24 protein-coding genes are annotated in these 25916 nt (G+C 50.4%); all 24 read right to left on the bottom strand.

From position 1 onward, the window contains the following. Positions 1–144: 144 nt before the first annotated feature. Positions 145–708 carry a cupin domain-containing protein gene (locus tag DW931_RS01510; protein ID WP_106999859.1) on the bottom strand — a complete coding sequence of 188 codons (564 nt, stop codon included), beginning with the start codon at positions 706–708 and terminating at the stop codon, positions 145–147. A gap of 45 nt (positions 709–753) precedes the next feature. After that, the gene (locus tag DW931_RS01505) at positions 754–1935 is read right to left on the bottom strand and encodes a MalY/PatB family protein (protein WP_117795364.1); all 1182 of its coding nucleotides are present in this window, start codon (positions 1933–1935) and stop codon (positions 754–756) included. A 332-nt stretch (positions 1936–2267) separates the two neighbouring features. Continuing rightward, on the bottom strand, positions 2268–3242 hold the full coding sequence (locus DW931_RS01500) for an oligopeptide/dipeptide ABC transporter ATP-binding protein (protein ID WP_106999857.1): 975 nt from the start codon (positions 3240–3242) through the stop codon (positions 2268–2270). Next, entirely contained in the window at positions 3226–4317 is a 1092-nt protein-coding gene (locus DW931_RS01495; protein WP_022358656.1) for an ABC transporter ATP-binding protein, read from the bottom strand. Before DW931_RS01495 ends, DW931_RS01500 begins: the two co-directional genes overlap by 17 nt. A gap of 13 nt (positions 4318–4330) precedes the next feature. Further along, positions 4331–5341 (bottom strand): ABC transporter permease, encoded by a 1011-nt coding sequence (locus tag DW931_RS01490; RefSeq protein WP_227589504.1) that lies wholly within the window; start codon positions 5339–5341, stop codon positions 4331–4333. An 8-nt stretch (positions 5342–5349) separates the two neighbouring features. After that, entirely contained in the window at positions 5350–6270 is a 921-nt protein-coding gene (locus tag DW931_RS01485; RefSeq protein WP_117795360.1) for an ABC transporter permease, read from the bottom strand. Between the two features lie 192 nt (positions 6271–6462). Further along, positions 6463–8124 carry a peptide ABC transporter substrate-binding protein gene (locus DW931_RS01480; protein ID WP_118293700.1) on the bottom strand — a complete coding sequence of 554 codons (1662 nt, stop codon included), beginning with the start codon at positions 8122–8124 and terminating at the stop codon, positions 6463–6465. Positions 8125–8148: 24 nt separating this feature from the next. Next, the gene (locus DW931_RS01475; protein WP_118293699.1) at positions 8149–9210 is read right to left on the bottom strand and encodes a Xaa-Pro peptidase family protein; all 1062 of its coding nucleotides are present in this window, start codon (positions 9208–9210) and stop codon (positions 8149–8151) included. 2 nt (positions 9211–9212) lie between these two features. Next, complete coding sequence (locus DW931_RS01470; protein WP_022359522.1) at positions 9213–10454, bottom strand: aminopeptidase P N-terminal domain-containing protein; 1242 nt, start codon at positions 10452–10454, stop codon at positions 9213–9215. A gap of 410 nt (positions 10455–10864) precedes the next feature. After that, on the bottom strand, positions 10865–11284 hold the full coding sequence (locus DW931_RS01465) for a hypothetical protein (protein WP_022359521.1): 420 nt from the start codon (positions 11282–11284) through the stop codon (positions 10865–10867). An 87-nt stretch (positions 11285–11371) separates the two neighbouring features. After that, entirely contained in the window at positions 11372–12349 is a 978-nt protein-coding gene (locus DW931_RS01460) for a serine hydrolase (protein ID WP_182426208.1), read from the bottom strand. After that, positions 12346–12741, bottom strand: coding sequence for a methylglyoxal synthase (locus DW931_RS01455; protein WP_022359519.1), 396 nt, complete (start codon positions 12739–12741; stop codon positions 12346–12348). Before DW931_RS01455 ends, DW931_RS01460 begins: the two co-directional genes overlap by 4 nt. 82 nt (positions 12742–12823) lie before the next feature. Then, on the bottom strand, positions 12824–13900 hold the full coding sequence (locus DW931_RS01450; protein ID WP_338108838.1) for an FtsW/RodA/SpoVE family cell cycle protein: 1077 nt from the start codon (positions 13898–13900) through the stop codon (positions 12824–12826). Between the two features lie 28 nt (positions 13901–13928). Beyond that, positions 13929–14228, bottom strand: coding sequence for a cell division topological specificity factor MinE (locus DW931_RS01445; RefSeq protein WP_022359516.1), 300 nt, complete (start codon positions 14226–14228; stop codon positions 13929–13931). A gap of 11 nt (positions 14229–14239) precedes the next feature. Beyond that, positions 14240–15031, bottom strand: a complete 792-nt coding sequence (gene minD, locus DW931_RS01440; RefSeq protein WP_022359515.1) for a septum site-determining protein MinD — start codon at positions 15029–15031, stop codon at positions 14240–14242. Between the two features lie 84 nt (positions 15032–15115). Further along, positions 15116–15781 carry a septum site-determining protein MinC gene (locus tag DW931_RS01435; RefSeq protein WP_117795354.1) on the bottom strand — a complete coding sequence of 222 codons (666 nt, stop codon included), beginning with the start codon at positions 15779–15781 and terminating at the stop codon, positions 15116–15118. 14 nt (positions 15782–15795) lie between these two features. Beyond that, entirely contained in the window at positions 15796–18696 is a 2901-nt protein-coding gene (locus DW931_RS01430; RefSeq protein WP_118293697.1) for a penicillin-binding transpeptidase domain-containing protein, read from the bottom strand. After that, entirely contained in the window at positions 18689–19207 is a 519-nt protein-coding gene (gene mreD / locus DW931_RS01425; protein WP_022359512.1) for a rod shape-determining protein MreD, read from the bottom strand. Before mreD ends, DW931_RS01430 begins: the two co-directional genes overlap by 8 nt. Continuing rightward, the gene (gene mreC, locus DW931_RS01420; protein WP_106999850.1) at positions 19188–20042 is read right to left on the bottom strand and encodes a rod shape-determining protein MreC; all 855 of its coding nucleotides are present in this window, start codon (positions 20040–20042) and stop codon (positions 19188–19190) included. The genes mreD and mreC overlap by 20 nt, the downstream gene beginning before the upstream one ends. Beyond that, positions 20039–20785, bottom strand: coding sequence for a DNA repair protein RadC (gene radC / locus DW931_RS01415; protein ID WP_118293696.1), 747 nt, complete (start codon positions 20783–20785; stop codon positions 20039–20041). Before radC ends, mreC begins: the two co-directional genes overlap by 4 nt. A gap of 67 nt (positions 20786–20852) precedes the next feature. After that, the gene (locus DW931_RS01410) at positions 20853–21107 is read right to left on the bottom strand and encodes a DUF4321 domain-containing protein (RefSeq protein ID WP_118293695.1); all 255 of its coding nucleotides are present in this window, start codon (positions 21105–21107) and stop codon (positions 20853–20855) included. 135 nt (positions 21108–21242) lie between these two features. Beyond that, complete coding sequence (locus DW931_RS01405) at positions 21243–22541, bottom strand: methionine gamma-lyase family protein (protein WP_117795348.1); 1299 nt, start codon at positions 22539–22541, stop codon at positions 21243–21245. Positions 22542–22782: 241 nt separating this feature from the next. Next, positions 22783–23766, bottom strand: coding sequence for a tRNA (adenosine(37)-N6)-dimethylallyltransferase MiaA (gene miaA, locus DW931_RS01400; RefSeq protein WP_118293694.1), 984 nt, complete (start codon positions 23764–23766; stop codon positions 22783–22785). Between the two features lie 24 nt (positions 23767–23790). Next, on the bottom strand, positions 23791–25887 hold the full coding sequence (mutL, locus tag DW931_RS01395; protein ID WP_118293693.1) for a DNA mismatch repair endonuclease MutL: 2097 nt from the start codon (positions 25885–25887) through the stop codon (positions 23791–23793). Positions 25888–25916 lie beyond the last annotated feature (29 nt).

Here is a 25916-nt window from a genome sequence, read left to right as displayed (position 1 = left end):
TTCTGCAGTTTCACAGTTACCAGACAAAAATCCACGCAAATTTGTCTACGGCCATGGACTTTTGCAATATTCTGTATAGCCCAACGTACAGCCTTTATTATACGAGTGAATTGTCCAAATTTCAAGATCAATTCATCCCGTCAATTATACAGAATCATCCATAATCTGCAAATGCCAGAAGGAGCGGCAGGGAGTATCGCCCGCATTCCGCATCGTGTGATAGAGATTCGGCTTGATATAGATCGAATCGCCCGGTCCTAAGAGATAAACCGTTCCATCCAGATTGACCTCCATCTTGCCTTCCAGAACGACTCCGACCTCCGCGTATGGATGCAGCCCCCAGGACGGCGGTGTATCTTTTGTCTCTGGATCATAGGTTGAAAACTCATAAATACCGCGTTTCTTTCCAAAATCCAGACGGCGGATTTGAAGCTTGTACTCATCATATTCATATAACTGCTGCTCCTCCTGGCGGATCAGGGTTCTCTCCTCGCCGGAAGGACTGAGCAGATCCCGGATCGAAATACCAAGCGCCACGCAGATGCGCTGCAAATTGTTCAGCGTCGGGCTTGCCTGGTTCCGCTCTAGATTGCTCAGATATCCCACTGACAGATCGGTAAACTGGGACAGCTTCTGGATCGTGATAGATTTACTCTTGCGAATCTCCTTGATCCGCTGTCCAATATTCTCCACTTCTTCAAATTCCATGCAATCCCTCCGAACGTTTTATTTTTACGGTTCTGCTATTATTCATTATGCGTTCCGTTTTTTCCATGCCGCCTCGATCTGATCGAGCGCCTGTGCAATCACACTGCGCGAACTGCCCAGATTAAAGCGCATAAATCCAGATCCCTGTTCACCCGAATGCGTGCCCGGATCCAGCCATACCTTCGCTTCATTCGAGAAGAATGCCATCAATTCATCATCCGTCATCCCCAGTTCACGGCAATCCAGCCATGCCAGATACGTTCCCTCCGGTTCTACCAGTTGAATCTGCGGCACACGGTTTTTACAGAAATCGCGCACCAGTGCCAGATTGCCAGCCAGATAGCCGATAAGCTGATCCAGCCATTCCCCGCCGCCTTCATACGCTGCACGGCAGGCGAACAATCCCAGACGGTTCATATTTTCCTGACCAACATCCAGCAGCTCCGACCGGAATTTACGCCGCATCTCCGGATCCGGGATAAAGAGGTTTGATGTCGCCATGCCAGCCAGATTGAAGGTCTTGCTCGGCGCTGTACACATCATCGAATGAAGGCATGCTTCCTCTGAAATCGACGCATACGGAGTCTGCTCATGCCCCTGCCATACAAAATCGCCATGGATCTCGTCGCTGATCACGTATACATGGTGGCGCAGGCAGATGTCAGCCAGTGCGGTCAGCTCTTCCCTCGTCCAGACACGGCCAACCGGATTGTGCGGATTGCATAAAATCATCAGTTTGACATGCTCATCCAGCACCTTCTGCTCCAACTCTTCCAGATCCATCTCATAATGTCCATCTTTTAAAACCAGCGGATTCTCCACCAGCGTCCGCTTATTGCGGAGGATCGCCCGGCTGAATGGATGGTAGACCGGCGGCTGGATCAACACCGCATCGCCCTCCTGGGTAAAAGCCCGCACTGCGATCGAGAGTGCAAACACAATACCTGGCGTGCAGGTCATCCACTCCGGCTGCAGAGTCAGATGATGGCGTTTCTGATACCACGCTGCCACCGCATCAAAGTACGACTCATCTGCCCGGCTGTAACCGAAAATCCCGTGATCTACTGCCTTTTTCAGCGCTTCAACCACGCTGTCCGGCGATCGAAAATCCATATCCGCCACCCAGAGCGGCAGAATATCATCCGCTTTCCCATTTTCTTTCTTAAAATCATGCTTGATCGACCAAGTATGGGTCCGATCGATCGGTGTATCAAAATCGTACTGCATAGAAAATCCACCTTTCTGTTATATATCGTTAAAATTTTCCAAATTCAGCCATAATTTTAAAAAAATTCTAACTAATATTTTACACCAGTCGGCGATCAATGTCTACAATTACTCCCTCAATTAGCCAAAAAACTAAGAAGCTGACGAGGACAGGGCGGTCTGGCTTTCAGCTTGTCAAATTGTACGCATTTTGAGCACAGATGTCCGAATGAGGCAGATGTAAGTCCGCATCAGGCGAGCATCTGTAGCGAAAGCAAGCGAACAATGATAAGTCTGAGAAGCCAGGCTGTCCTGTCCCCGTCAGCTTCGACGCCTTCACGAATCTATTTAATTTACTTTACCATATGACAAGCCACAAAATGCCCCGGCATCACTTCCCGGAGTTCCGGCAGCTTCGCCCTGCACTCCTCCGTCGCATACGGACATCTCTCGGCAAAACGGCAGCAGTCCTTCGGGTTGATCGGGCTTGGAATCTCGCCCTTAACCATGATACGCTTCTTCTCACGCACCAGCCTCGGATCCGCAACCGGAATCGAGGACAGAAGCACCTGCGTGTACGGATGCAGCGGATGTGCATACAGCTCTTCGGAATCGGCAAATTCAACCATCGTTCCCAGATACATAACGATAACACGGTCGGAAATGTATTTGACGACGCTCAAGTCATGTGCGATGAAGAGATAGGTCAGTCCCATTTCTTCCTGCAGTTCCTTTAACATATTTAAAACCTGCGCCTGGATTGAAACATCCAGTGCGGAGATTGGCTCGTCGCAGATCACAAACTCCGGTTCGACCGCTAATGCCCTGGCAATACCAATTCTCTGCTTCTGACCGCCGGAAAACTCATGCGGGAAACGGGACATATGGTCGCGGTTCAGACCGACGCGCTTCAGGATCGCCTCTACCTTCTGATCCACATCCTTGTCCGTCGCCAGTCCATGCAGTTTCATGCCGGAACCGATGATATCCTTGACCGTCATACGCGGGTTCAGGGAGGAATGTGGATTCTGGAAGATCATCTGCACATTCTTGCGGAATGCTTTTTCCTCTTCACGGGTGTATTTAAAAATATCTTTTCCTTTATAGGTGATCGTGCCTGCTGCCGGCTCATAGAGCTTTACCAGGCACCGTCCCGTCGTGGACTTGCCACATCCGCTCTCACCTACCAGTCCCAACGTTTCCCCTTTATAAATCGTAAAATGCACGTGATCAACTGCTTTCAGCACTTTTCCCCTGCCGACGTTGAAATACTGGCAGAGATCCGTGACCTGGAACAGGGGTGTGCTCCTATCAATTCGTTTTGCCATGGTGTCCCCTCCGTTTCTCTTCCGGCAGAGCCGCAACATTTTCCTCTTCTTCCTGTTTCTGCGCCTCAGTCAGCCCTTTCATGATATCCACCTTCGGCGCATATTCATGCTGCAGCCAGCACGCACAGGTATGTTCGTCTGAAAGCCTGTGAAATTCCGGCTGTTCTTCATAACAGACCTTCATCGCAAACTCACAGCGCGCTGCAAACGGGCATCCTTTCGGCGGTGCAAACAGATCCGGCGGAGTTCCATCGATCGGCACCAGCTTCTGATTCTTGGAGGTATCCAGCGTAGCGATTGATTTGATGAGACCTGCCGTGTACGGATGTGCCGTCTCATAGAAGATCTCATCAACCGTTCCTTTTTCAGCCACCTTGCCGCCATACATAACAAGCACGCGGTCGCACATCTTGGCGATAACTCCGAGATCGTGGGTAATCAGGATAATCGAGGTGTTCATCTTATCGCGCAGTTCCTTCAGAAGATCCAGGATCTGTGCCTCGATCGTTACGTCCAGCGAGGTCGTCGGCTCATCCGCGATGATGATGCTCGGCTTGCCGACCAGCGCGATCGCGATCATGACACGCTGCTTCATACCGCCGGACAACTCATGCGGATACTGTTTATAACGACGCTCCGGCTCATTAATGCCGACCAGACGCAGGATCTCCAGCGCCCGTTCCCTGACTTCTGCCCGGGTCATCCCCTTCCGTCCGACAAAAACCTCCTCGATCTGTTTTCCAACCGTCATGGTCGGGTTTAACGAGGTCATCGGATCCTGAAAGATAAATCCAATCTCCACACCGCGGATTTTCCGCATCTCTCGGTCTGTCTTGGTGATGATCTCCTCGCCTTTATACTTGATCGAACCGCCCTCAAAAAATCCCGGCGGCTCCGGGTTGAGCTTTAAAATGCACTGGGAGGTAACGCTCTTGCCGCATCCGCTCTCGCCTACAATTCCAAGAATCTCGCCTTCGCGTACATTAAAACTAACATCCCGGACGGATTTTACCACGCCGCCGTATGTATGGAACGAGAAGGTCAGATTCTTGATTTCCAATATATTTTTAGCCATTGTCTCCTACCTCCTATTCCGTTCCTCTCAGTCTCGGATCAAATGCATCCCGCAGACCGTTTCCAAGCTGGTTGAGCGCCAGTACAGTTGTACAGATAAAGAATGCCGGCACGTACAGCATATGCGGCGCTGCCGTCATCATACGGGTTCCCTCTTTTGCCAGAACGCCCCAGCTTGCCTGCGGCGGGGAAATGCCGAGACCGATATAACTCAAGAACGCCTCCTGGAAGATGGCGCTCGGGATTGCCATTGTCAGGTTTGTGATCAGAAGACCCATGATATTCGGGATGATCTCACGCACGATGATTGTGAACGCCGACTCGCCCATGACGCGGGCTGCCAGTACAAAATCCTGCTCTTTCAAGCGGTATACTTCGCCTCTGGTAAAACGGCAGGTTCCCGTCCATCCAACAATAACCATTGCAATGATTAAGCTTTTAACGCCGGAACCTAATACTACCATAACCAAAATACAGACGATCAGAGATGGAATACCATAAATAACATCGATAATACGCATGACGATCATATCAAACTTGCCGCCATAATAGCCGCAGAAACCGCCCAGCACTGTACCAATTACAGTATTTAAAAGGGCTGCCAGAAGACCGATCGTCAAAGAAACACGCGCGCCCATCCAAACACGTACCCAGAGGTCACGCCCCAGAGAGTCGGTTCCCAGCCAATGAGCTGCTGAAATCCCCTTGCTCATCGAGTAGGCATCCTGCTGGTCAAATCCGTAGTGGCTGAACATCGGTGCAAAGATCGCTAACAGTCCATATGCAATCAACAGAATCAGACTGAAATATGCCGCCTTATTTGTCCGGATTCGTCTCCACGCCTCCTGCCAGAAGGTCAGGCTTGGTCGGGAGATCGATTCCATTTTTTCAATATTTTTACCTACCATCTCAAACTTGTCGCGGGTAATCGTGCGTCCATCTGTCAGGTTTTCGGATGTGCCTGCTGCTGCGCCGGAATTCTCAGAAGGCAGCACATTTCCATCTTTCATTTTCATCTCACCCATACTGCCACCTACTTTCCGCCGATCCGCACTCTCGGATCGATCACGCCATACAGAATATCAACTACCATGTTGCAGAATACCAGAAATGTGCCGTAAAACGCCGTCATGCCAAGGATCAGGGAGTAATCGTTGTTCTGCACACTCTCAACATAATATTTACCCATGCCGGGGATAGCAAACAGGGACTCGATAACAAATGTACCGGTCAGAACGGCTGCTACCGTCGGACCGAGGATCGTAACAACCGGCATGATCGCGTTCCGGATCTGATGCTTCCAGGTCACACGGAACTTGGAAATGCCCTTCGAGCGCGCCGTCTTGATGTAATCCTGCTGGACTACCTCCAGCATACTCGCACGCATGATACGCGAGACGGATGCCATCGTGTAGAATCCCAGTCCGATCGACGGCAGGATCGTGTAGGCGAAGCCCTTGTACTGCGCGATCGGGAACAGCCCCCATTTGACTGCAAAGAAATGCTGCAGCAGCGCGCCCATGATAAAGTCCGGGACACTTGTACCAAATACAGCTACAATCACAAAGATTAAATCAATTTTATTGCCACGGTTTAATGCAGAAATAATACCAAATACAAGACCAAAGGAAATCGCAAAACATAATGCGCGGATACCAAGGTCTGCCGAATACGGAAATGCGCCTGCTAACAGGTCATTGACGGTACGGCTCGGATATTTGGTAGAAAAACCGAAATTTCCATGAATCAGATTATTCAGATATGTCAGATACTGCTGGAGTAAAGGTTTATCGAATCCGTAGTAGGCACTTAAATTGGCCTTTGCGGTTGCTGACATTTTCGGATCATTGAACGGTCCGCCCGGCATCAGCCTTGCCAGGAAAAATACAACGGATACGAGAACAAACACAGTCACAATGGATATTCCCACCCGCTTCAGTATATATTTTTTCATAGGTTCACGCTCCTTTAACTACGGGAACATCCCAAATCCGGTTGTTCCGGCCGCCGGTTACGGCTCATTCATCCGCCAAGCAGCCACCGGATATGTACTGCGCTTCAGAAATCCGGTTTCCGCCGGATCCTGAAGCGCAGGTGCTTCAATCATCTTCTAAGGTTTTTCAATATGTTTTGGATAGATGATGGATTAGTTTGTGATGTCCACATACATATAGTCATAGTTCAGTCCAACAAAGTATGCGCCCAGATTCTGTACACGGTCAGATACCATATACGGAACCTCTCTTAACTGAAGCGCTACCAGTGCGCCGTCTTCCAGGAGTGTCTTCTCTGCATTGAACAGATTGTCCATACGCTCTTTACCGGAAGTTGTCTTGGAAGCGTCGATGTACTTATCGTATTCATCACTGTGGTAATTTAAGTAGTTGTAGCCGGAGGTGCTGTACCAGAGCTCCAGGTAGCTGTACGGGTCAGAGTAATCCGGTGCCCAGCCGCTCATGATGATATCGTACTCATCACTGTCCGGAACCAGGAGTGCGTTTTTCGTTGCGTACGGAACCATGTTGATATCTACGTTGATACCCAGGTTGTTCTTCCACTGGTTTGCAACAACCTCTGCCTCTTTCTTCGCTGTGTCAGAATCGGATACAACCAGTTTCAGGGAAATATCAGAAGCACTGGAAAGACCTAATTCAGATAATGCCGTATCCAGATACTCTTTTGCCTTATCCATATCACCCTGAAGTGGGAATGCCTCTAACGGATACTCGGTGCCGTACTCGCCGTCCACGCCGCGAACCTGCGGAAGCACATATCTCTGGTTAGCCTGATATAAGCCATTGTGGGTCAGAAGAATGTATTCTTCACGGTTGACTGCGTAGTTCATCGCCAGACGCAGGTTCTTGTTTGCCAGATATTTATTCCGGTGATTCAGTGCCGCATAATCATCTGCGCCGCTGTAGTAGGACTGTGTCTTGCCTTCATACTGCGCTGCCAGCTCGGTCGGAACCTCTGCCAGATCCAGCTCGCCTGCATCGAACATCGAAACAGCAGTAGTCTGATCGGCTACGGTCAGAATCTCAACGCCGTCCAGACTGATCTTTTCATTGTCATAGTAATCCGGATTCTTCGTCAGTTCTACCTTGCCGTTACTGTATTCACTTACAACGAACGGTCCATTGTAAACCTGTTTATCGGCACTTCCGCCGAACTCATTGCCATATTTCTCAACCAGGTCTTCACGTACCGGCATAAATGCACTCATGCTTGTCATGCTGACAAAGTAATCAGCCGGATTCTCAAGCGTAATCTCCAGGGTAAAGTCATCCAGTGCCTTGACTCCCAGTTCATCCACCGGAAGTTCACCCTCACTGACCTTGGCACCGTTCTTTAAAACAGCACCCAGATAGCTGGCAGGGCAGGCTGCTGCCGGATCGCAGAGACGCTTCATACCGTACTCATAATCCTTAGCCGTAACAGTCTGTCCATCACTCCACTTTGTATCCTGACGGAGTTTGAAAGTATATACGAGACCATCATCGCTGACTTCATAGCTCTCAGCGGTTGCCGGCTGAAGCTCGCCCTGTACGTTGCGGTACAGACCATCATAGATATGATAGGAGACGGTCGCGTCTGCTACGGAGTTTGTCTTATCAGGGTCAATCGTCGCGATATCCGCCGTGTTGGAATAACGGAAAATCTTTTCGCCCGCTGCTGCGCTCTGGGAACTGTCACTTCCCGATTCAGCTGCCTTCGTATCATCCACCGAAGCGCTCGGAGTGGAACAGCCCGCTACACTCGCTGCCATCAGTGCAGCTAATCCCAGTGCAAGTAGTTTGTTTTTTCTCATAATATTCCTCCTTGTCCTCTTTTATTAAAGCTCAATCAGCTCCTTGGTGGCGCTGATCAGATTTTCATTGCCTGTCTCCGTGATGAGAAGCTGATCCTCGATGCGGATGCCGCCCCATCCCGGAATGTAGATACCCGGTTCCACGGTCATGACGTTATTGGCATGCACGATATTTTTGGAAACAGGACTCATAAATGGAATCTCATGGACAAACATGCCGACGCCGTGTCCGATTCCTGTGTAGTGATACGGAAAATACTCGGTCCCCTCGATGATCCTCGTGGATTCATAATATGCATCCGATGCCGAAACACCGTCTTTTAAGAATCCTTCCACCGCAGCGACCATCTGCTGCTCAATCTTGTAGACTTCCTTCTGCTTCGGCGTTGCGCGTCCGACTACCAGGGTACGCGTCATATCAGATAAATAACCATGATACTGGCATCCATAATCCATCAGGACCAGATCGCCGTATTCAATCGCCTTCTGGGACGGAATTCCATGAAGCAGGGATGTTCTCGCACCGGAGATGAGGATATTGCCGTATGGCTGTGTATCCGCGCCCTCCAGAACCATATAGAGGCTTAAACGCGCCGCCAGCTCTTTCTCGGTAATGCCGACCCGGATATCCTTCTGGATCTTTTCATATGCCCTTGAAGCAATATCACAGGAGATACGCAGGCACTCAATCTCTTCCGGCCTCTTGATGGAGCGGAACTCCTCAATGATGCCGTCCGCCGGTACCAGCTCTGCTTTTACCTCCGACTGGAGGTTCTGGTACTGTTCAACGGTCAGGTGGGCTGCTTCAAAGCCGATCGTCTTTGCCCCAACCTTTTCCGCCGCGTAGGCAAGTGCCTTTCCGATGGAACCATAGGTATCTCTCCAGTTCAAAATCGTGTAATCCGGGCACTCATAGGAAACCTGCTCGGTGTAGCGCGGATCTGTCAGAAAGAATTTTTCCTGCTCCGTGATAAAAAGCCAGGAATCTTCGCCGGTATAATGGCTGACATACTTTACATTGACCGGGCGGCTGATGAACATGCCATCCAGGTGCTCTTTCTGCATATACGCAAGTAACTGTTCCATGCTTACTCTCCTCCCATCACTGATTCTATTTCCTCTATCGTTCTGGGGATGGATGCTGTCAGATTCTCACAGCTATCCTCCGTTACCAGGCAGTTATCCTCGAGGCGGAAGCCGATGCCCCATTCCTCGCAGTAGATGCCGATATCCACGCAGAAAACCATACCCGGCTCTACGATATCGACATCGACCAGATCATGTGTGTCCCAGCCAACATGGTGGGCGCCGCCGTGCCAGATATATCTGCCGACATCCTCATACCGGTCACATAAGCCGATCGCTTTGAGCTGTTCGAAATTGTATTCCCTCGCCAGCCGGTCCACGTCTGCCATCTTCATTCCCGGCCGGATGATAGAGAACATGTGCTGCGAAGTCCGGTATGCACATGTGTAAAGAAGTCGCTGCCGTTCGGAAAACTTTCCGTTGCACGGCCAGCCGCGCGATACATCATTGAAGAGGTGGTCGTACTGGGCGCCTACGTCGTTGAGAATCATATCGCCGTCCTTCGCCTGCCCTGTGTACTCATAATAGTGAATACAGAAATTATTGGCTCCCGCGGAAATGATACTCGGAAATGCCGGTGCAAGGCATCCGTGCTGCGCCAGTGCGTAGTCGAATTCGGCTTTATACTGGTATTCGTACATTCCCGGCTTTGATGCCTTCATCATCGCCAGAATGCCGTCCCTCGTAATCTTGACTGCCTCCCGCATCGCCTCGATCTCACACGGCTGCTTGATGGTGCGCTGGCGGCGTATCTGACGGGAAATATCCGTGAGTGTGGCTGCCGGGTACCACTTTCTAAGTCTCCGTGCCATCCGGATACTCTCGGTATCTGCATCCTCCGGATCGTGCCGGTACAGATCCATCGCAATCCGCTCAAACCGTCCGCTCCGCATCAGAAGTTTCAGACGGTTTTCCCACTCGCCGCTCGATGCGATCTGCGCGGCCCCGGATCGCGCCCTGGCCTCCTCCGGTGTGAACCGCTTCCCGGTCCACCGCTCTGCCAGCATATCCGGCGGAAGTATGTAAAGTGTTTCCTGTACCTCTTCTCCGTCTTTCTCTGCCATCAGGACTGTGTGTTCCTGCCCAATGCCGGTCAGATAGAGAAAACTCCGATCGGCATAAAACGGATAATTTTCATCGGCTGTCTTTCGGATGGAAGAACCGGAAAACAGGAGAAGCAGGGTGTGATCCGGAAGGCTGTCATACAGCCGCTGTCGGTTCCCTTGGTAAAATTCTGCATTCATAGTATTTTCCTTCCTGTCTTTTAAATGATTTCCGTATACTTTTGTATCTATCTCACAAATAGATGTATCATAATCCTTTGTCTCCCGACATGTGTCATTATACCGTATAAATCAAATTTTTACAATTATTTTTCAGTATATTTTGTAATTTTTTCATTTAATGCAAAAAATTCATATATATGATAGGAAATCCTTTCAGTTTTGAAAAAATGTAAAAGCATATCTATTTTTTCCCAAAGGTGGTACCTGCAAAAGAAGCATTTCAATGAAAATGTGGAAAGATGGTTTTGAGCCCAAACTAGAAAATTAGAAAAAAAAGAGACCATCCAATTCTCCTTTTTCAGATGAATCGGACAGTCTCCTGTCTCCGCCCTGCGCTGACAGCTGCGGTTTCGTTTATTTTGAATCTCTTATAAAGATACTACAACACTTTCTTTCGCGCACTCTGGAAGATCGGCTGCATTCATGGATATGCTTAAAACAAATTTTACATGATATTTCTCACTGATGGTCTCCAGCGTCTTGTAGGTCTCTTCAATATCCGCTCCCTCGAGGCAGGCAAGTTTCAGGAAGCTGTCAAGATACATCTGCTCCAGATCATGATCCTGGCAGATAATACCACAAATAAATCCGATAAATCCATCGCTGGTATCAATCGGATATTCCTGTACATTGATAAGGCGAATCTGGTTATTCAACTCATACATATGTTTGGAACTCTTATCCAGATAGACAACGGAACCCTTGGCTTCTTTGACAGCCGTGTTCGCCATATCGAGTAAATATTTAGTTTTTCCTTTTCCCTTTGCTCCTGCGATGATCTGAACCATAACAATCTCCTCCTTGAGTTTATTTAAGTTGTATGTAAAATCTTTTATTGTATAAATAATTATAGTATAAATTTATAAATATTGCAATCACTTATTTGAAATTTTAGTCAAAATTTCCGTCATATTGTCATAAAGTGACGGACGATTTGCAGATTTTAGCACAACCGATATATATTCCTTGCCATCGTCCCCATCGCTCGCCATGATCAGGCAGTAGCCAGCCGCCTGTGTGGTGCCGGTTTTGCCGCCTAAGACAGTCACTCCCTCCGGTGCCTCGCGGTCTCCCTTCAGATACCAGTTGCCAACCTTCCAGACCTGCTGTTTTGCGGCTCCATTTGCATCGGTATAATCAGCTGTATAAGACTGCGCGTTAATGATCTCACAAAACAGCGGCAGTTTAAGCGCCTCGTTGAAAATCAGATAGAGATCATATGCCGTTGTATAGTGGTCGGTGCTGTGCAGACCATTTGCATTGACAAAATGCGTGTGGGTCGCACCGAGTTCCTTCGCTTTCGCATTCATCTTCTCCACAAACGCATCCGTGCTTCCGGCGATATGATCCGCAATCGCATTGGCTGCATCGTTGCCGGACGGAATCATCAGTCCGTATAAGAGCTGCTCCAGCGTAAAGGTATCGCCCGGCTTGATGCCTGCCATCGAAGCGCCTGCCTCGCGGATCACGACATCGTCATTTGCCGTCACCGCATCGGAAAGATTGCCTTCCTCGATCGCGATGATCGCCGTCATTACCTTCGTGATGCTCGCCGGGTACATCTGGTCATAGATGTTCTTACCATATATAACGCTGGAGTCGGTCACATCAAACAATGCGCCCGCCTGCGCCGTCACCGCATCATCTGGAGCAATATCGCCGTCTGCAGATTCCGGTACGCAGAGAGAAGACGCAAAAAAGGGCGCCAGCCCGGCACCTGCCGCTGGCGTCATCTGCGCTTCCCGTTCTTGAAATGAATATGCCTGTTCCAGACCGCGGGCACCACAGCCGGTCAGCATGCTAATACCGCAAAGCATCAGTGCGCCCGCAAGTCCGATTGTCTGTTTTCTCATTTGTACATCTCCCGCCATTCCATATCGCCGCGGTCAAGCGCCTTGACGAGAAGCTCTGCCGTCGCCAGGTTTGTCGCCATCGGGATATTGTGAATATCACAGAGGCGGACAACATCATTAACATCTGGCTCATGCGGCTTCGGCGCCAACGGATCGCGCAGGAAAATCAGCAGATCGATCTGATTGTGTTCGATCTGTGCGCCGAGCTGCTGGGAACCTCCCAGATGACCCGGCAGATATTTATGGAGGGTCAGATTCGTAACCTCCTCAATCAGGCGGCCTGTCGTTCCTGTCGCATAGAGTTCATGCTTGCTCAGGATGCCGCGATATGCGATACAGAAGTTCTGCATCAGTTTTTTCTTCGCATCATGTGCGATTAACCCGATATACATCTATACCTGCCTCCTTAATGATTCCTATTTTTCATAACCATAAAATTCAATTTCCATGCAGCTTCACAGTCCATGCATGTACTTACTGAACGGTTACGTTATTTCGTTGCAATCCAACATTGAGAACAACTCCCATTCCGATAAACATACTGAGCAGCGAACTAAGTCCGGAGCTTATGAAAGGAAGCGGAAGACCCGTGTTCGGGAAGATTCCCGTGGCTACCGCAATGTTGGCAAAACTCTGGAACGCCAGAAGCGCCGCCATGCCCGATGCAATCAGACGTCCAGCTGTGTCCTTCGCGCGCGCCGCAATCCAGAGGCACTCATACACCAGCAGCGCATAGAGGGCAATGACCGCCACGCCGCCGACAAACCCAAGCTCCTCTCCGATAACAGCGAAGATAAAGTCCGTCTGTTCCTCCGAGAGGAAATTTCCATTCTTGACGGAGCTTAATGTGTTGTTAAAAAGCCCCTTGCCGCGTAGCTGCCCGGAGCCGATCGCCATCATGGAGTTATCCTGCTGACGGTTCAGATCCGTAAATTCACTGCTGCTGTGGAAAATCTTTCCCATGATACGCTGTGCCTGGTATTTCTGGAGAAACGGGATGAATCCCTGCAGCGACAGATAGATAAGCGCCGCAAATCCAGGTACCCCGACCGCCACCGCACCGGCAATCCATTTGTAACTGATACCGGCTACATAAACCATGCACAGAATCATGAAGCAGATGACGATGGTGGTGGAAAGGTTCGGCTGTAAATATACCATGCCGACCGGAAGGACACAGATAAGCGCCGTCATCCCCAATGTCTTTGGCTCATTGATTTTATCCCGGTTTCTGGAAAGAAAATTCGCCAGGATGAGGATCAGACCGATCTTTACAAACTCGGACGGCTGGATCTGAATCCCGCCGATCCGCAGCCAGCGGGTCGCGCCCTTGGTGGTACGTCCAAACAAAAGAACTGCCGCCAGCATTCCGGCACAGACCACATAGATAAGCGTGGTAAATCGGAAATACTGATGGTAATCAATCAAAGACAGAACCAGACAGATAATCAGGGATACAACCACTCCGATAATCTGTTTTATCACAGAGGAACGGTCCTGATTGCTGGCGCTCCCGACAACCAAAATGCCGAGAACACTCAGCAGAATCATATAAATGAGGGCTCGAAAGTTGTAATTTCTAAATTGGTAATCGAATATCATGCTGTAAATGGCTCCTTAAAGTAAGAACCGGCACCGACGCACAGACCGCCGGGAATACCTCCGCCGGCTGTTCTGAGGATGTCCTCAGAATCCGGAGTGTCACATCCCCCGGATCAATCTCCAGATAACGTGACACGCTCCTCAGGAAATCTGCGCGAATCAGATCCAGAAGTTCCGGCGAACAGCCCGCCCGATCGGCAGTCAGAAGGTGTTTTAAACGCTTTCTGGCTATCTCGCCGGAATTCTTTTTCGTAAACAGTTCTGCAATCAGAATCATAGCGTCCCCTCCTATGCACGTTTGAGGAAGCCGGATATCCGGGACCAGAAGCCCGGAGACGCATCAAGCTGTATAAATGGTACCGATTCTCCAAGTATTCGTTTGCATATGTTTAAATATGCCTGCCCGGCATATCCATTCATGCCGACCAGCGGTTCGCCCTGATTCGTGGATATAACGATATCCTCATCGTCCGGGACTGTGCCAATCACAGGGACAGACAGAATATCCATCACATCATCCACCGACATCATATCGCCCCGGCGCACCATATCGCTCCGGATCCGGTTGATGATCAGGTCCATACGCCCGACCCCGGATGCTTCTAAAAGTCCGATGATCCGGTCAGCATCCCTTATCGCGGATACCTCCGGTGTCGTGACAATCAGCGCCCGGTCCGCCCCGGCGATCGCATTGCGAAAGCCCTGCTCAATCCCGGCGGGACAGTCAAGCAGTATGTAATCAAACTCTTCTCTTAAGTCTTCTACTAATTTTATCATCTGCCCCGGACTCACGGACGACTTGTCCCGCGTCTGGGCGGAAGGTAATAAGAACAGGTCAGGATATCTTTTGTCTCGAATCAGCGCCTGCTTCATCCGGCAGTTTCCCTCGATCACATCGACCAGATTGTAGATAATCCGGTTTTCCAGTCCCATGACGACATCCAAGTTTCTCAGACCGATATCGGTGTCGATGAGAACCACCCGTTTGCCAAGCATGGCAAGCCCGGTGCCGACGTTCGCTGAGGTTGTCGTTTTGCCGACGCCTCCTTTTCCGGAAGTAATAACGATAACTTCGCTCATAGGAACATCCTCCTGTATTCTGTTTTACCATTTTATTCTACTCTAAAAAGTAGAATAATTCCAGTCTTAAATCCATTAAATACGCTAAATAAAATGAAAATAATCTAAAAAACTTTTTTTGACCGATTCTACGTCAATGTTTCCACCGGATACCGATGCAATCATCGGTCCGCGCCCCATCTTTTTACCCTGACTGCGCGTTTTGGCTGTCAGATCAGCAATCCGAAGGTGCATCGGCGACATCTCCAGCGCGGTGATCACCGCGTCCTCACTTCCCGCCGCCCCAGCATGGGCGGAACCCGCCAGCGTGCCGAGGACGACGATATTGCCCCGTGCGCTGACACGCGCGCCGCGCTCCACATCCCCGATGATCACGATGCTCGCATCGGATTCCAGCAGATCGCCCCGGGATAAATTACCCTTATAGAATTGTCCCGTCCGGGCAGTCAGCTCCATCAGCCGCTCGGTCAGCGCCTTTTCACAGCGGGCGATGCGGTTAGCGTCAGTATCCAGCAAACAGAGAATCTCTATCTGGGAATTGGCGGTAATCGCATCCGTCACCTGCAGTTCCTCGATTGGGGTCAGTTCTCTCCCCTCCAGGGTCAGCGTCATCTGGGCGGATCCCCAGAATTTTTCACTTTCTTTAAACTTTTTCCCTACATCCTCCAGTAACTGTTCAAAGGGGGTGTCCGGATTCAGAATTACCGTCATACCGGACTTACATCCCTTTATTACTACGGAACTTTTCATAGTTCCATCACCTCTTAATCTCCATTGATTCGTTCATTGGACGCATCCAATGCTCCTGAATTCAGGATATCATCCAGACTCGCATAGCCATAGAAGTAACGATATACGTGTTTTGCCACCATCGCCGCATTCGAAGAAGAATATCCATTCGGGATACTGACCGTCACCGAAATTTCCGGATTCTCATACGGTGCAAACGAAATAAAGAACGCGTGGTTGCCCCGTTTCTGGGACTCCTGCGCCGTACCGGTCTTACCGGCCACGTGTACGTCCAGACCATCAAACACGCGCTTGGTCGAACTGTTGGTAACTACCTGGCGCATACCTTGTTGGACTGCATCCCAGGTGCTTGTCTGGAAATCAAGGGTTGACGCCACAGCCGGCGAATAATCCTTGACCAGATTACCCTGGGAATCCGTCTCCTTATCAATCAAGCTCAGATCATAGACCGTGCCGCGGTTGGCAAGCGCCGTCACATAGCGGGCAAGCTGCACGCTCGCAAACTGGTGCGTACCCTGTCCCATACTGGAACGCTCCGGATCGGTATCACTGATCGACGGCGTCGCCTCCGAGATTTCAATGCCCGAAGTCCGGTCCAAACCGAACATGGTCGCATATTTTTTCAGCGTCTCCAGACCTTTCTCCGGTTTGTAGCTTCCATCTGTCTCTGTGGACAGGCGGTGCGCCACCTCCGAGAAGAAATAGTTACAGGAATTTTCGATACCTCCCACGACGTTTAACGGTCCGTGGAAGCCTGGATATTTCCAGCATCGGATCGGATTGCTGACTTCCTCATAAATACCGGTACAGTTAATCATATCAGAAAGCGTGATTGCCCCCTCTTCCAGACCTGCAATCGCCGTGATCGGCTTAAAGGTGGAGCCTGGTGCTTTCAGCGTCTGCGTCGCATTGTTTCGCAGCGGCAGCGACTGATCGGCATTTAGCTGGGCAAAATAGGTGCTGTCCGAAATCCGGTTGTTGTCATAGCTTGGATAAGATACCAGTGCCAGCACCTCGCCAGTCTTCGCGCTCGTCACGACACAGCTCGCCGTACACGGGTCAAGTGCCAGCTGCGCCGGTGTGATCTCAATATTGCGGATCTTATTCATCAGGAACTGGTACGCATATTCTTCCCCGCTGACACGCAGCAGGTTGACCTCATTCTCATCGTATGCAAGCACATTCTGGGAATAGAGCGCCATGCAGAGCTCGCGCCCGGTCACAACATTGTTATTGATTAAATACTGATAAATCAGTTTCTCGAATGCCGGATCCTGTTCCAGATCGCGGAAACAGTCGTCCAGCAGTGCCGTGAAGACATCGTCCGCATTCGAATACCGGCTCTGTATGTCCAGCTTCGTCGTATCGATCCAGTTGTTGGCAATTCCATAATATAAGTATTCCCGCAGACTGATCGTACCGTTCTTCCACGCCTGATACATGTCACTGGACGTATCGATCGCATCACGCTGGACAATCGCCTTATTGCTGGAAGAAAGATACGAATAGATATACTGCATATATGCCTGCATTTCCTCTGACAGCGCGTTCATCGGCGTTGCATTTTCAGACTGCAGTTCACCCCGCAGTTCCTGTTCAATCCGCACGCGTGAGCTCTCGTACTTCTGATAAATCTGCTGTTCCACATCGGATGCCTCTTCGGAAGCGAAATTGTCAATCGAGAGGACGTTGTTGTTGATCAGCTGGAAGTATGCCTTCTTGATCGGTATCTTAATACTGGAAGAATCGATATAAGCGATATCTTTCTCATCCTGGTTGACAATCGTCTTTAACAAGACGCCCGCCAGCTGCTTCTCCAGAATGTGGTAAATACCCTTCTGAAGGTTCAGATCGAGGGTCAGCCAGATATCGTTGCCTGCCACCGGTGCGACTTCCCCGGTCACGCTTAGGATTCTTCCGACGTTATCTACATATGCCGTCTGGGAACCTTTCTTACCCTTTAATTCCAGCTCCATCGAGGATTCGATGCCGGTACGGCCTACGACATCATTTAACTCATAGTCATCGTTGACCGTCTTTAACTCCTCCAGACGTTCGCTCGTTACTTTTCCCGTATATCCAATGATCGGCGCAAAGTAGATGCTTTCATTGTACACACGGATCGTCGATTCCTGTATATTGACGCCCACCAGATCGGCTGCGTGCTCTAAAATGTCTGCAACGGTCTCATCGCTGATATCCGTCGCGATCGTTGTAGATTCGTACTTCTGGAACGCGGTAAAACGCATCGTGTAGCGGATACCGACGATCTGCAGCGCCACCTCATCCGAAACATCGATGGGATTGCCGTCTTTGTCAAGCGGGCGCCCGTCCCGGTTCTTATCGTCACCGAGTGTCAGGTGGTACTCCTTTTTCATCCGCTCCAGCAGATCTGGCGCTGAAATGTCGGACGGGTATTTTCCATCTGAATCGTCCATCTCATCCACATTTTTAAGACCATAATAATCACGCAGGAATCGCTTGCGTCCGGACTGTGTCTCGGAGGTATACACGACATTTCCATCGTGATCGAGCGTAAGCTCTAAACTGGTCTGTGCGCTCTCACCGTGTTTATTCAAGATCGATACCAGATCGTAGAGCATCGTGTTCCACTGTGCATCCGTCTTGTACGCACCGGTATCCTGTATGGTAACGTCGTATGCCAGTTCGTTGTACGCCAGCACATTGCCGTTCCGATCGTAGATATTACCCCGCGTGCTGGCAGTCTTTATGACTTTTTCCGTCATCGCTGTATATGCATCCTGATACTCTTCGCCCTTGATGATCTGCAGGTTGAACAACCGCATCACCAATGCGGACGACATCAGGCAGAACACAACCGCCAGGACAAAAAGCCGGGAGGTAATCACTTTTTTGAACCATTCTCGCAGATATTCTTTCAGGTCATCAAACAATGTTCGAATCTCTCCTTTGTTCCCATTCTTTCAGTTTCCGGTTGATAAAAAGGAAAAACCGGTATACGACAAGCGTCGTAACCGTGGTAAATATGATCTCCGGGATAATGATGGAGACCAGATAATGCCCAAAATTCAGACGATTCCGTATCAGGAACCGGAATACATAGATGTACAGGTTATAGATTAAATCACTTGCCAGGCTCAAAAGCAGCGGCAGCGTGATGTAGTCTTCATAATAATACTTGTTGCAGATTCCACTGACATACCCCAGATTGATGAAAAACAGTGTATAAAAGCCAAATGGTCCACTGTAAAACAGATCCATAAAAAGACCTGCCACCAGCCCGTAGAACATCCCCCGCTCGCGCCCCTCGATGAAGCTGCACACAAACACCACAATCAGCAGCAGGTTCGGAGCCGAAGATAAGAAGGCGATCTGTGGGAACACGCAGATCTGGATCGTGAATGCCAGAATCAGCATGACAAGGTTAATCAGCAGCTTCCGCATTATTGTCGCCTCCATCCCCATTTTTCAGCTGGGTGATTACCAGTACCTCCTGCAGGTTATCAAAATCTGCAACTGGAATGATTGTACCGGATTTTGTTACGTTGTTGGCATCGGTCGTCAGCCCGGAGGCATAACCGATGAGAATGCCCGGCAGGAAAATATCACTGATGTTGGAGGTCACGATCTTGTCTCCCTCCTGGATATCTGCCTCTTTCTTGATATGGTCAAGTCCCAGCCGTCCATCCTGGTAAAGCGTCAGGTTGCCGGATACATTACAGGTATCGCCAGTCCGCAGGGACATGCCGCTGACGTTGCTGTCGTCATCGATGATCGCGCGGACAGTTGCATAGTTTGCCCCGACATCGGTTACAATACCGACCAGTCCGCCGCCTGCCATGACGTTCATATCTTCCTGGATGCCATCGTCCGCTCCCTTGTCGATCCGGAATACCTGAAACCAGTTTCCAGAGTCCTTTGCAATGACACGGGCGGCTATTTTTTTATACTGCATATATTCCTGATCAAGCTGATACAGCTCTCTGAGACGGTCTAACTCGTAAAGCTCCGACTGCAAGCGGTTGTTCTCTTCCACCATCTGATCCAGACGCATCTGGAGATTTTTGTTCTCCTCCTGCGCCTCCCGCAGGGAGGAAAAATTTTCAAGCGCATTGTAGAGACCTGTGCCGATCGCGTTGACGCCTGACTGCAGCGGTACCAGAACAAAACCGACACCCGTCCGAAGCGGCATCAGAAAGCTTGATTTGATAGACGTTGCTGTAATCAGCACAAGACAGAAGGCTGACATACCTGCCAGAATATACTTGCTGTTTTTCATAATGATAGTATTCCCCGTTCTTTGAAACTAAAATAGGCTTGTTCGCCGATAATCACATGATCCAAAAGCCGGATTCCCAGCATAGCGCCCGCCTCCTGAATCCGGACGGTCGTCCGCCGATCCTCCGCACTGGGGGTAGGATCCCCGCTCGGATGATTATGTACTAAAACGATGCTGGCTGCATGATAGCGCAGCGCCTCGATAAATATCTCCCTCGGAGACGCCGGAGAGTGATTGAAGGTTCCCCGAAACAGCAGGATATCCCGAATCAGCCTCTGCTTCGTATTGAGGATCATCAGGTGCATCTCTTCCTGCTCTTTGTGACGCATTTCCTCCATATAAAAAGCGGCGATCGCCTCCGGCGCCGTAAACGCAGGCGCTTCTGAAAGCGTCAAGGTGCGCCAGATCCGCTGTGACAGTTCTCCCACACACAAAAGTTCGATTCCCTTGACCCTGCCGATTCCTTTCTGCTCCATCAGTTCTGGAAGAGTCAGATGCAAAAGCCCTAAAATCCCCGGCGGCTGCGCCTGCGCCAGAATCCGGGTTGCCAGGGAAAGTGCCGACTCCTGCCGGTTTCCGGTCCGGATAAGGATCGCTAAAAGCTCGGCGTCCGTCAGTGCCCCAACTCCCTCCCTCTCACATTTTTCGTAGGGGCGGTCTTTTTCAGGGATATCTTTCATGGTAAGACGCCATCCAGCGGTCGGTTCAGAACTTTTTACTGGTTTCTCTGTTTCTTTTTTCATTGATTGTCCTCCTGCGTGCCTCTCCTCTGCATACAGAAAGCCATTCCCGCCAGGCGGGATTCTTTGATTAAATCAGACGATATGCGATCAGTGCAATGACAACGCCGATGATGCTCGCCATCGTCACCCGGATTGACAGACCAAACGTGATAACCAGGATTCCTAAATCAAGAACAACCGGGTCCATCAGACCGAAGGATTGTCCGTAATTCAGCCACGACAGTCCCCTGATGCCGGATGCCATATTTCCGATAAATCCACCTAACACAATCCCTGTCATCAGGAGCAGCAGAAGAATCCAGAAATTTTTTGCTCGATTCATGATACCGAATACCGTCCCTTTCTATAATCTTTATTATCTTAGCACAAACTGCCGGAATGTGTATAGGCAGTCCGGCAGATTTTTTTTTAAAGTTTTCTTAAAATCAATTACAAAATCATTCAAAAAACGTCATTTCTAGTCGATTTTGAGCTGCTCAGGTTTTACTATGCCTGCATCCAGAAGCTTCTGCAGGGACATTAAAATGCCTAACTTCGCATGGTACCAGGTCAGTCCGCCCTGGAAGAAGACGCTGTACGGCGGTTTGATCGGACCATCCGCGGAAAGCTCGATCGAGGAACCCTGGATAAAGGCACCGGCTGCCATGATAACCTGGGAATCATACCCCGGCATATCCCACGGTTCCGGCGATACATAGCTGTCAACCGGCGCCGCCGCCTGAATGCCCTGGCAGAACGCAATAACACCCTCCGGTTTTCCAAACGTGATCGCCTGAATGATATCATAGCGCGGCTCCGTGCTGTTCGGAACCACATCAAAGCCCAAGCGCTCATAGACATTTGCCGCAAAGATAGCTCCCTTTAATGCGCCGGATACAACGGTCGGTGCCAGGAAAAGTCCCTGGAAGAAGGACTGATTGACGCCAAGACTCGCGCCGACCTCCCGTCCGAGTCCCGGAGAACCAAGGCGGTACGCTGCATTTTCGATGCACTGTCTGGTTCCGGCGATATAGCCGCCGATCGGCGCCAGTCCGCCGCCCGGGTTTTTAATCAGGGAACCGACTACCATGTCCGCACCGAGATCGCTCGGTTCGATCCGCTCAACGAATTCGCCATAGCAGTTGTCTACCATACAGATCACTTCCGGTTTGATGGATTTAACAAATGCAATCAGTTCACCGATCTGCTCTGCCGAGAGGGTTGGACGGGATGCGTATCCCTTGGAACGCTGGATGGTTACCAGTTTTGTCTTCTCGTTGATCGCCGCGCGGATGCCGTCGTAATCGAAGGTTCCGTCCGGCAGCAGGTCAACCTGACGGTATGAAATGCCGTACTCCCGCAGGGAACCGTTGGACTCGCGGATGCCGATCACTTCCTCCAGAGTATCATACGGTTTTCCCACTGGCGAAAGCAGCTCGTCGCCCGGGCGCAGGTTTCCGGCTAATGCCGTGTAGAGCGCGTGCGTTCCGCACACGATCTGCGGGCGCACCAGCGCGTCCTCAGTGTGGAATACATCCGCATATACCTGTTCCAGCGTCTCACGTCCAAGGTCGTTGTAACCATATCCGGTTGTACCGGAAAAATGAATATCGCTGACGCGGTTTTTCTGCATCGCAGCGATTACCTTTAACTGATTGTACTCTGCATTGCCATCGATCTCTGTGAAACGGTCTTCCAGAGCCGCTTCGATTCTGGCTCCATATTCAAGCACTTCTTTCGAAATACCGAGGTCGCCATACATTTTCTCTAACTCCATGGTGGTTCCTTTCCTGTTGTCGGTTATTCGTAACTGTTCAGTACCTTCACAGTCACGCGCAAAAATCCATTAAAAATTGCCTACGGCCATGGGATTTTTGCCTGCTGACCCATGTTTTCGTACGGTCAGCGCAGTAAATGCGCAGACCTACTGAACAGTTACGGTTATTCTATAATTCTTTTTTTGTTTCTTTAACTTTTCTTGATTTTTACAACTTATAATTTAGAGTGTTCCATCCATCTTATGAATCACACTCCATAATACCCGCTTCCGCCGCTAATTCCTGCAGAATATGTTCCAGCACGCGTTCCCGGTCATTATCAAATTCCGGCAAATATAAGAAACGCACGTCGCGTTCCCGCCGGAACCAGGTAAGCTGACGTTTCGCAAAATGGCGCGTATCGCGTTTCAGGATATTGACCGCTGTCTCCAACGACATTTCGCCATTTAAATATGCCAGAATTTCTTTATATCCAAGTCCCTGCATCGCCACTGAATCACGGCGACAGCCCATCGCCTGCAGCTGCCTCACTTCCTCGACCAGTCCCTTTTCCATCATCTCATCGATCCGCTTCTCGATCCGCTCATAGAGAACCGTCCGATCGGTATTTAATACATAATAGAAGAAATGGTACGGTGAAGTCTTTGCCCGCTCCGCCTCATTGTGGGCAGAAATCTTCTCGCCCGTCTGCTCATAATATTCCAGTGCTCGGATCACTCGTTTTACATTGTTTGCGTGGATCGCCTCCGCCGATTCCGGATCGACCGCCCGCAGGCGCTCATGCAGGACTTCCGCTCCCTGTTCGTCTGCCAGGCGTTCCATCTCCTCCCGAAACTGCGTATTTTCGTCGATCTGGGTGAAATCAATATCATTGAGCAGTGCCTGAATATAAAAGCCGGTTCCACCTGCCACGATCGGAATTTTTCCGCGGCTGTAAATATCTTCCGCCGCCGCGCGGGCAAGCGCCTGAAACCGCACGACATTGAAATCCTCAGTCGGCTCTAAGATATCGATCAGATGGTGCGGCACACCGTCCATCTCCTCCAGGCGTATCTTTGCCGTACCGATATCCATGTGGCGGTACACCTGCATCGAATCCGCGCTGATGATCTCGCCGCCGATCCGCCTGGCAAGCTGAATGGATAGCGCCGTTTTTCCGACTGCCGTCGGTCCGGTCAGGACAATCAGAGGCTTTTTTTCAGCCGCTTGTTCCAGATTTCCCATAAGACTTTCTCTCCTTTTAATGGGTTATACAATCCGTTTGAATTTCTTCTCCAACTCATATTTGCTCATCGATATGATCGTTGGGCGTCCATGTGGGCACGCATACGGATTTTTGAGTTCCAGAAGCTCATCGATCAGCTTGTCCGCTTCGGCAAATGATAATGTGTGATTGCCTTTGACCGCCGCCTTACACGACATCGTCGCCACACGCTCATTGATGAGATCCGGGGTTCCGCTTCCATTGCCCTCCGCCAGATCGTCGATCATCTCCATCAGAAGCTCGCGTTTTGCGACGGAAAAGAGGTTCGCCGGAACGGCACGCACCGCGTACTCCTTGCCGCCAAACGGCTCAATCTCAAATCCGATCGAGGTAAAATGTTCCATATACTGCTCTAATTTGAGCTGCTCACTGCTGTTGAGACTCAAAATGATCGGCGGATCGATCATCTGGGAGGTGTACTCCCTCTTTTGAAGGGATGCCATCGTCCGCTCATAGAGGATTTTCTCATGCGCCGCATGCTGATCAATGATGTACAGATTATCATGATACTCCACCAGCCAGTATGTGTCAAACAGCTGTCCAATCAGGCGGTGGTTCGCACGCGCCGGTTTGGTCAGGAGTTTATCTTCAAACAGATCCATCTGACGGGGCTTTTCAGATGGGGCGGACTGGGTCGTTCCCGTTGAAACAGATGCAGGAGATGCAGCTTGCCCCGCTGAAGCTGAGATGGATTCGCTGGAAGGCGCTGACGTGGCCGGCTCTGGCAGATCTGACTCTGTATTAATTGAAACATTTTCAACTCTGCCGGTTGTGTCGGTTCTTCCAAACACTTCATCGAACCGCCCCGTTCCTGACACAGCCGCATTTGATCCGCTGCCGTTTTCAGCCCCATATCCCGGCATATCTTCCGAGAGCGACATCATTTCTGCCTGCGACGCCCCCAGACGTTTCGTCTCAAACGGTTCCGGATGTTCCTCACGGATACGGACCGGTTTTAAGGACGGACGGCTGCCCTGGCTGCTTTCCATCTTTCTGGTTGGAAGCTCCGGCAGCACTCCCTTTTCCAACCCCAGAATCTTCAGTTCTTTCTCTGCATTCTTCTCATTCTCCAGCGAAACCGCCGGAATCAGTTCCCGGTTAGCGAGTGCCATCGCGATCGTATGGTAGACCGTCCGGTAGATCTGTTCGCCGTCTCTGAAACGGATCTCCATCTTCGCCGGATGGACGTTGACGTCAATATACGACGGATCGATCGTAAATTGCAGCATCGTAAATGGATACTTGTGCTGCATCATGAACGGTTTATATGCGTCCTCGATCGCCTTTCCGATGATACTGCTCTTGATATAGCGTCCGTTGATGAAATAATTTTCATACGTGCGGTTGCCGCGCGCGATCAGCGGCTTACCGATGAAGCCGCCTACCCGGATCGGATCAGCTCCGGCATCCACCTCAATCAGGTTTGCCGTGATCTCGCGTCCAAAGACCGCATAAATTATATCTTTTAAGTTATGATTTCCAGAGGTATGGAGACGGCTCTGGTTGTTATTGATGAAACGGATGGAGATTTCCGGATGCGACAGGGCAATCTTTTCGACTAAATCTGCCACATGGGACCCTTCTGTCGCCGGCGTCTTTAAAAACTTCCGGCGTACCGGTGTATTGTAGAACAGATCTCTGGCGATAAAGGTCGTACCTTCCGGCGCACCGACCTCCTCCAGTCCCAGTTCCTCGCCGCCCTCGATGCGGTAACGGGAACCGCTGATCGAATCGTTTGTTTTCGTGATCAGTTCCACCTTCGCCACCGACGCGATCGACGCCAGCGCCTCGCCGCGGAACCCTAACGATGCCACCTGAAACAAATCCGACGCCGTCCGGATCTTGCTGGTCGCATGGCGCTTAAATGCCAGTGGGATCTCCTCGCGCACAATGCCGCTTCCGTTATCCGTCACCCGGATCGTCTGCAGACCGCCGCCCTGAATCTCCACCGTGATCGCCGTCGCCTTCGAATCGATCGCATTCTCCAAAAGCTCCTTGACAACCGACGCCGGCCGTTCAATGACCTCGCCGGCTGCAATCTGATTGATTGTATTGGAATCCAAGACCTGAATCGCAGCCATCTATCTCCTCCACATCCTTCCTAAACTCT

Source organism: Clostridium sp. AM43-3BH (assembly GCF_003479985.1).
Lineage (GTDB): Bacteria > Bacillota > Clostridia > Lachnospirales > Lachnospiraceae > Otoolea > Otoolea fessa.
Note: the sequence above shows the minus strand (reverse complement) of the source record. Positions and strands in the feature narration are given on the sequence as shown.

Bases quoted from the DNA above. Each gene is read 5' to 3' on its own strand.
- DW931_RS01510 (WP_106999859.1), bottom strand. From the start codon at position 708: ATGGAATTTGAAGAAGTGGAGAATATTGGACAGCGGATCAAGGAGATT.
- DW931_RS01505 (WP_117795364.1), bottom strand. From the start codon at position 1,935: ATGCAGTACGATTTTGATACACCGATCGATCGGACCCATACTTGGTCG.
- DW931_RS01500 (WP_106999857.1), bottom strand. From the start codon at position 3,242: ATGGCAAAACGAATTGATAGGAGCACACCCCTGTTCCAGGTCACGGAT.
- DW931_RS01495 (WP_022358656.1), bottom strand. From the start codon at position 4,317: ATGGCTAAAAATATATTGGAAATCAAGAATCTGACCTTCTCGTTCCAT.
- DW931_RS01490 (WP_227589504.1), bottom strand. From the start codon at position 5,341: ATGGGTGAGATGAAAATGAAAGATGGAAATGTGCTGCCTTCTGAGAAT.
- DW931_RS01485 (WP_117795360.1), bottom strand. From the start codon at position 6,270: ATGAAAAAATATATACTGAAGCGGGTGGGAATATCCATTGTGACTGTG.
- DW931_RS01480 (WP_118293700.1), bottom strand. From the start codon at position 8,124: ATGAGAAAAAACAAACTACTTGCACTGGGATTAGCTGCACTGATGGCA.
- DW931_RS01475 (WP_118293699.1), bottom strand. From the start codon at position 9,210: ATGGAACAGTTACTTGCGTATATGCAGAAAGAGCACCTGGATGGCATG.
- DW931_RS01470 (WP_022359522.1), bottom strand. From the start codon at position 10,454: ATGAATGCAGAATTTTACCAAGGGAACCGACAGCGGCTGTATGACAGC.
- DW931_RS01465 (WP_022359521.1), bottom strand. From the start codon at position 11,284: ATGGTTCAGATCATCGCAGGAGCAAAGGGAAAAGGAAAAACTAAATAT.
- DW931_RS01460 (WP_182426208.1), bottom strand. From the start codon at position 12,349: ATGAGAAAACAGACAATCGGACTTGCGGGCGCACTGATGCTTTGCGGT.
- DW931_RS01455 (WP_022359519.1), bottom strand. From the start codon at position 12,741: ATGTATATCGGGTTAATCGCACATGATGCGAAGAAAAAACTGATGCAG.
- DW931_RS01450 (WP_338108838.1), bottom strand. From the start codon at position 13,900: ATGATTCTGCTGAGTGTTCTCGGCATTTTGGTTGTCGGGAGCGCCAGC.
- DW931_RS01445 (WP_022359516.1), bottom strand. From the start codon at position 14,228: ATGATTCTGATTGCAGAACTGTTTACGAAAAAGAATTCCGGCGAGATA.
- minD (WP_022359515.1), bottom strand. From the start codon at position 15,031: ATGAGCGAAGTTATCGTTATTACTTCCGGAAAAGGAGGCGTCGGCAAA.
- DW931_RS01435 (WP_117795354.1), bottom strand. From the start codon at position 15,781: ATGAAAAGTTCCGTAGTAATAAAGGGATGTAAGTCCGGTATGACGGTA.
- mreD (WP_022359512.1), bottom strand. From the start codon at position 19,207: ATGCGGAAGCTGCTGATTAACCTTGTCATGCTGATTCTGGCATTCACG.
- mreC (WP_106999850.1), bottom strand. From the start codon at position 20,042: ATGAAAAACAGCAAGTATATTCTGGCAGGTATGTCAGCCTTCTGTCTT.
- radC (WP_118293696.1), bottom strand. From the start codon at position 20,785: ATGAAAAAAGAAACAGAGAAACCAGTAAAAAGTTCTGAACCGACCGCT.
- DW931_RS01410 (WP_118293695.1), bottom strand. From the start codon at position 21,107: ATGAATCGAGCAAAAAATTTCTGGATTCTTCTGCTGCTCCTGATGACA.
- DW931_RS01405 (WP_117795348.1), bottom strand. From the start codon at position 22,541: ATGGAGTTAGAGAAAATGTATGGCGACCTCGGTATTTCGAAAGAAGTG.
- miaA (WP_118293694.1), bottom strand. From the start codon at position 23,766: ATGGGAAATCTGGAACAAGCGGCTGAAAAAAAGCCTCTGATTGTCCTG.
- mutL (WP_118293693.1), bottom strand. From the start codon at position 25,887: ATGGCTGCGATTCAGGTCTTGGATTCCAATACAATCAATCAGATTGCA.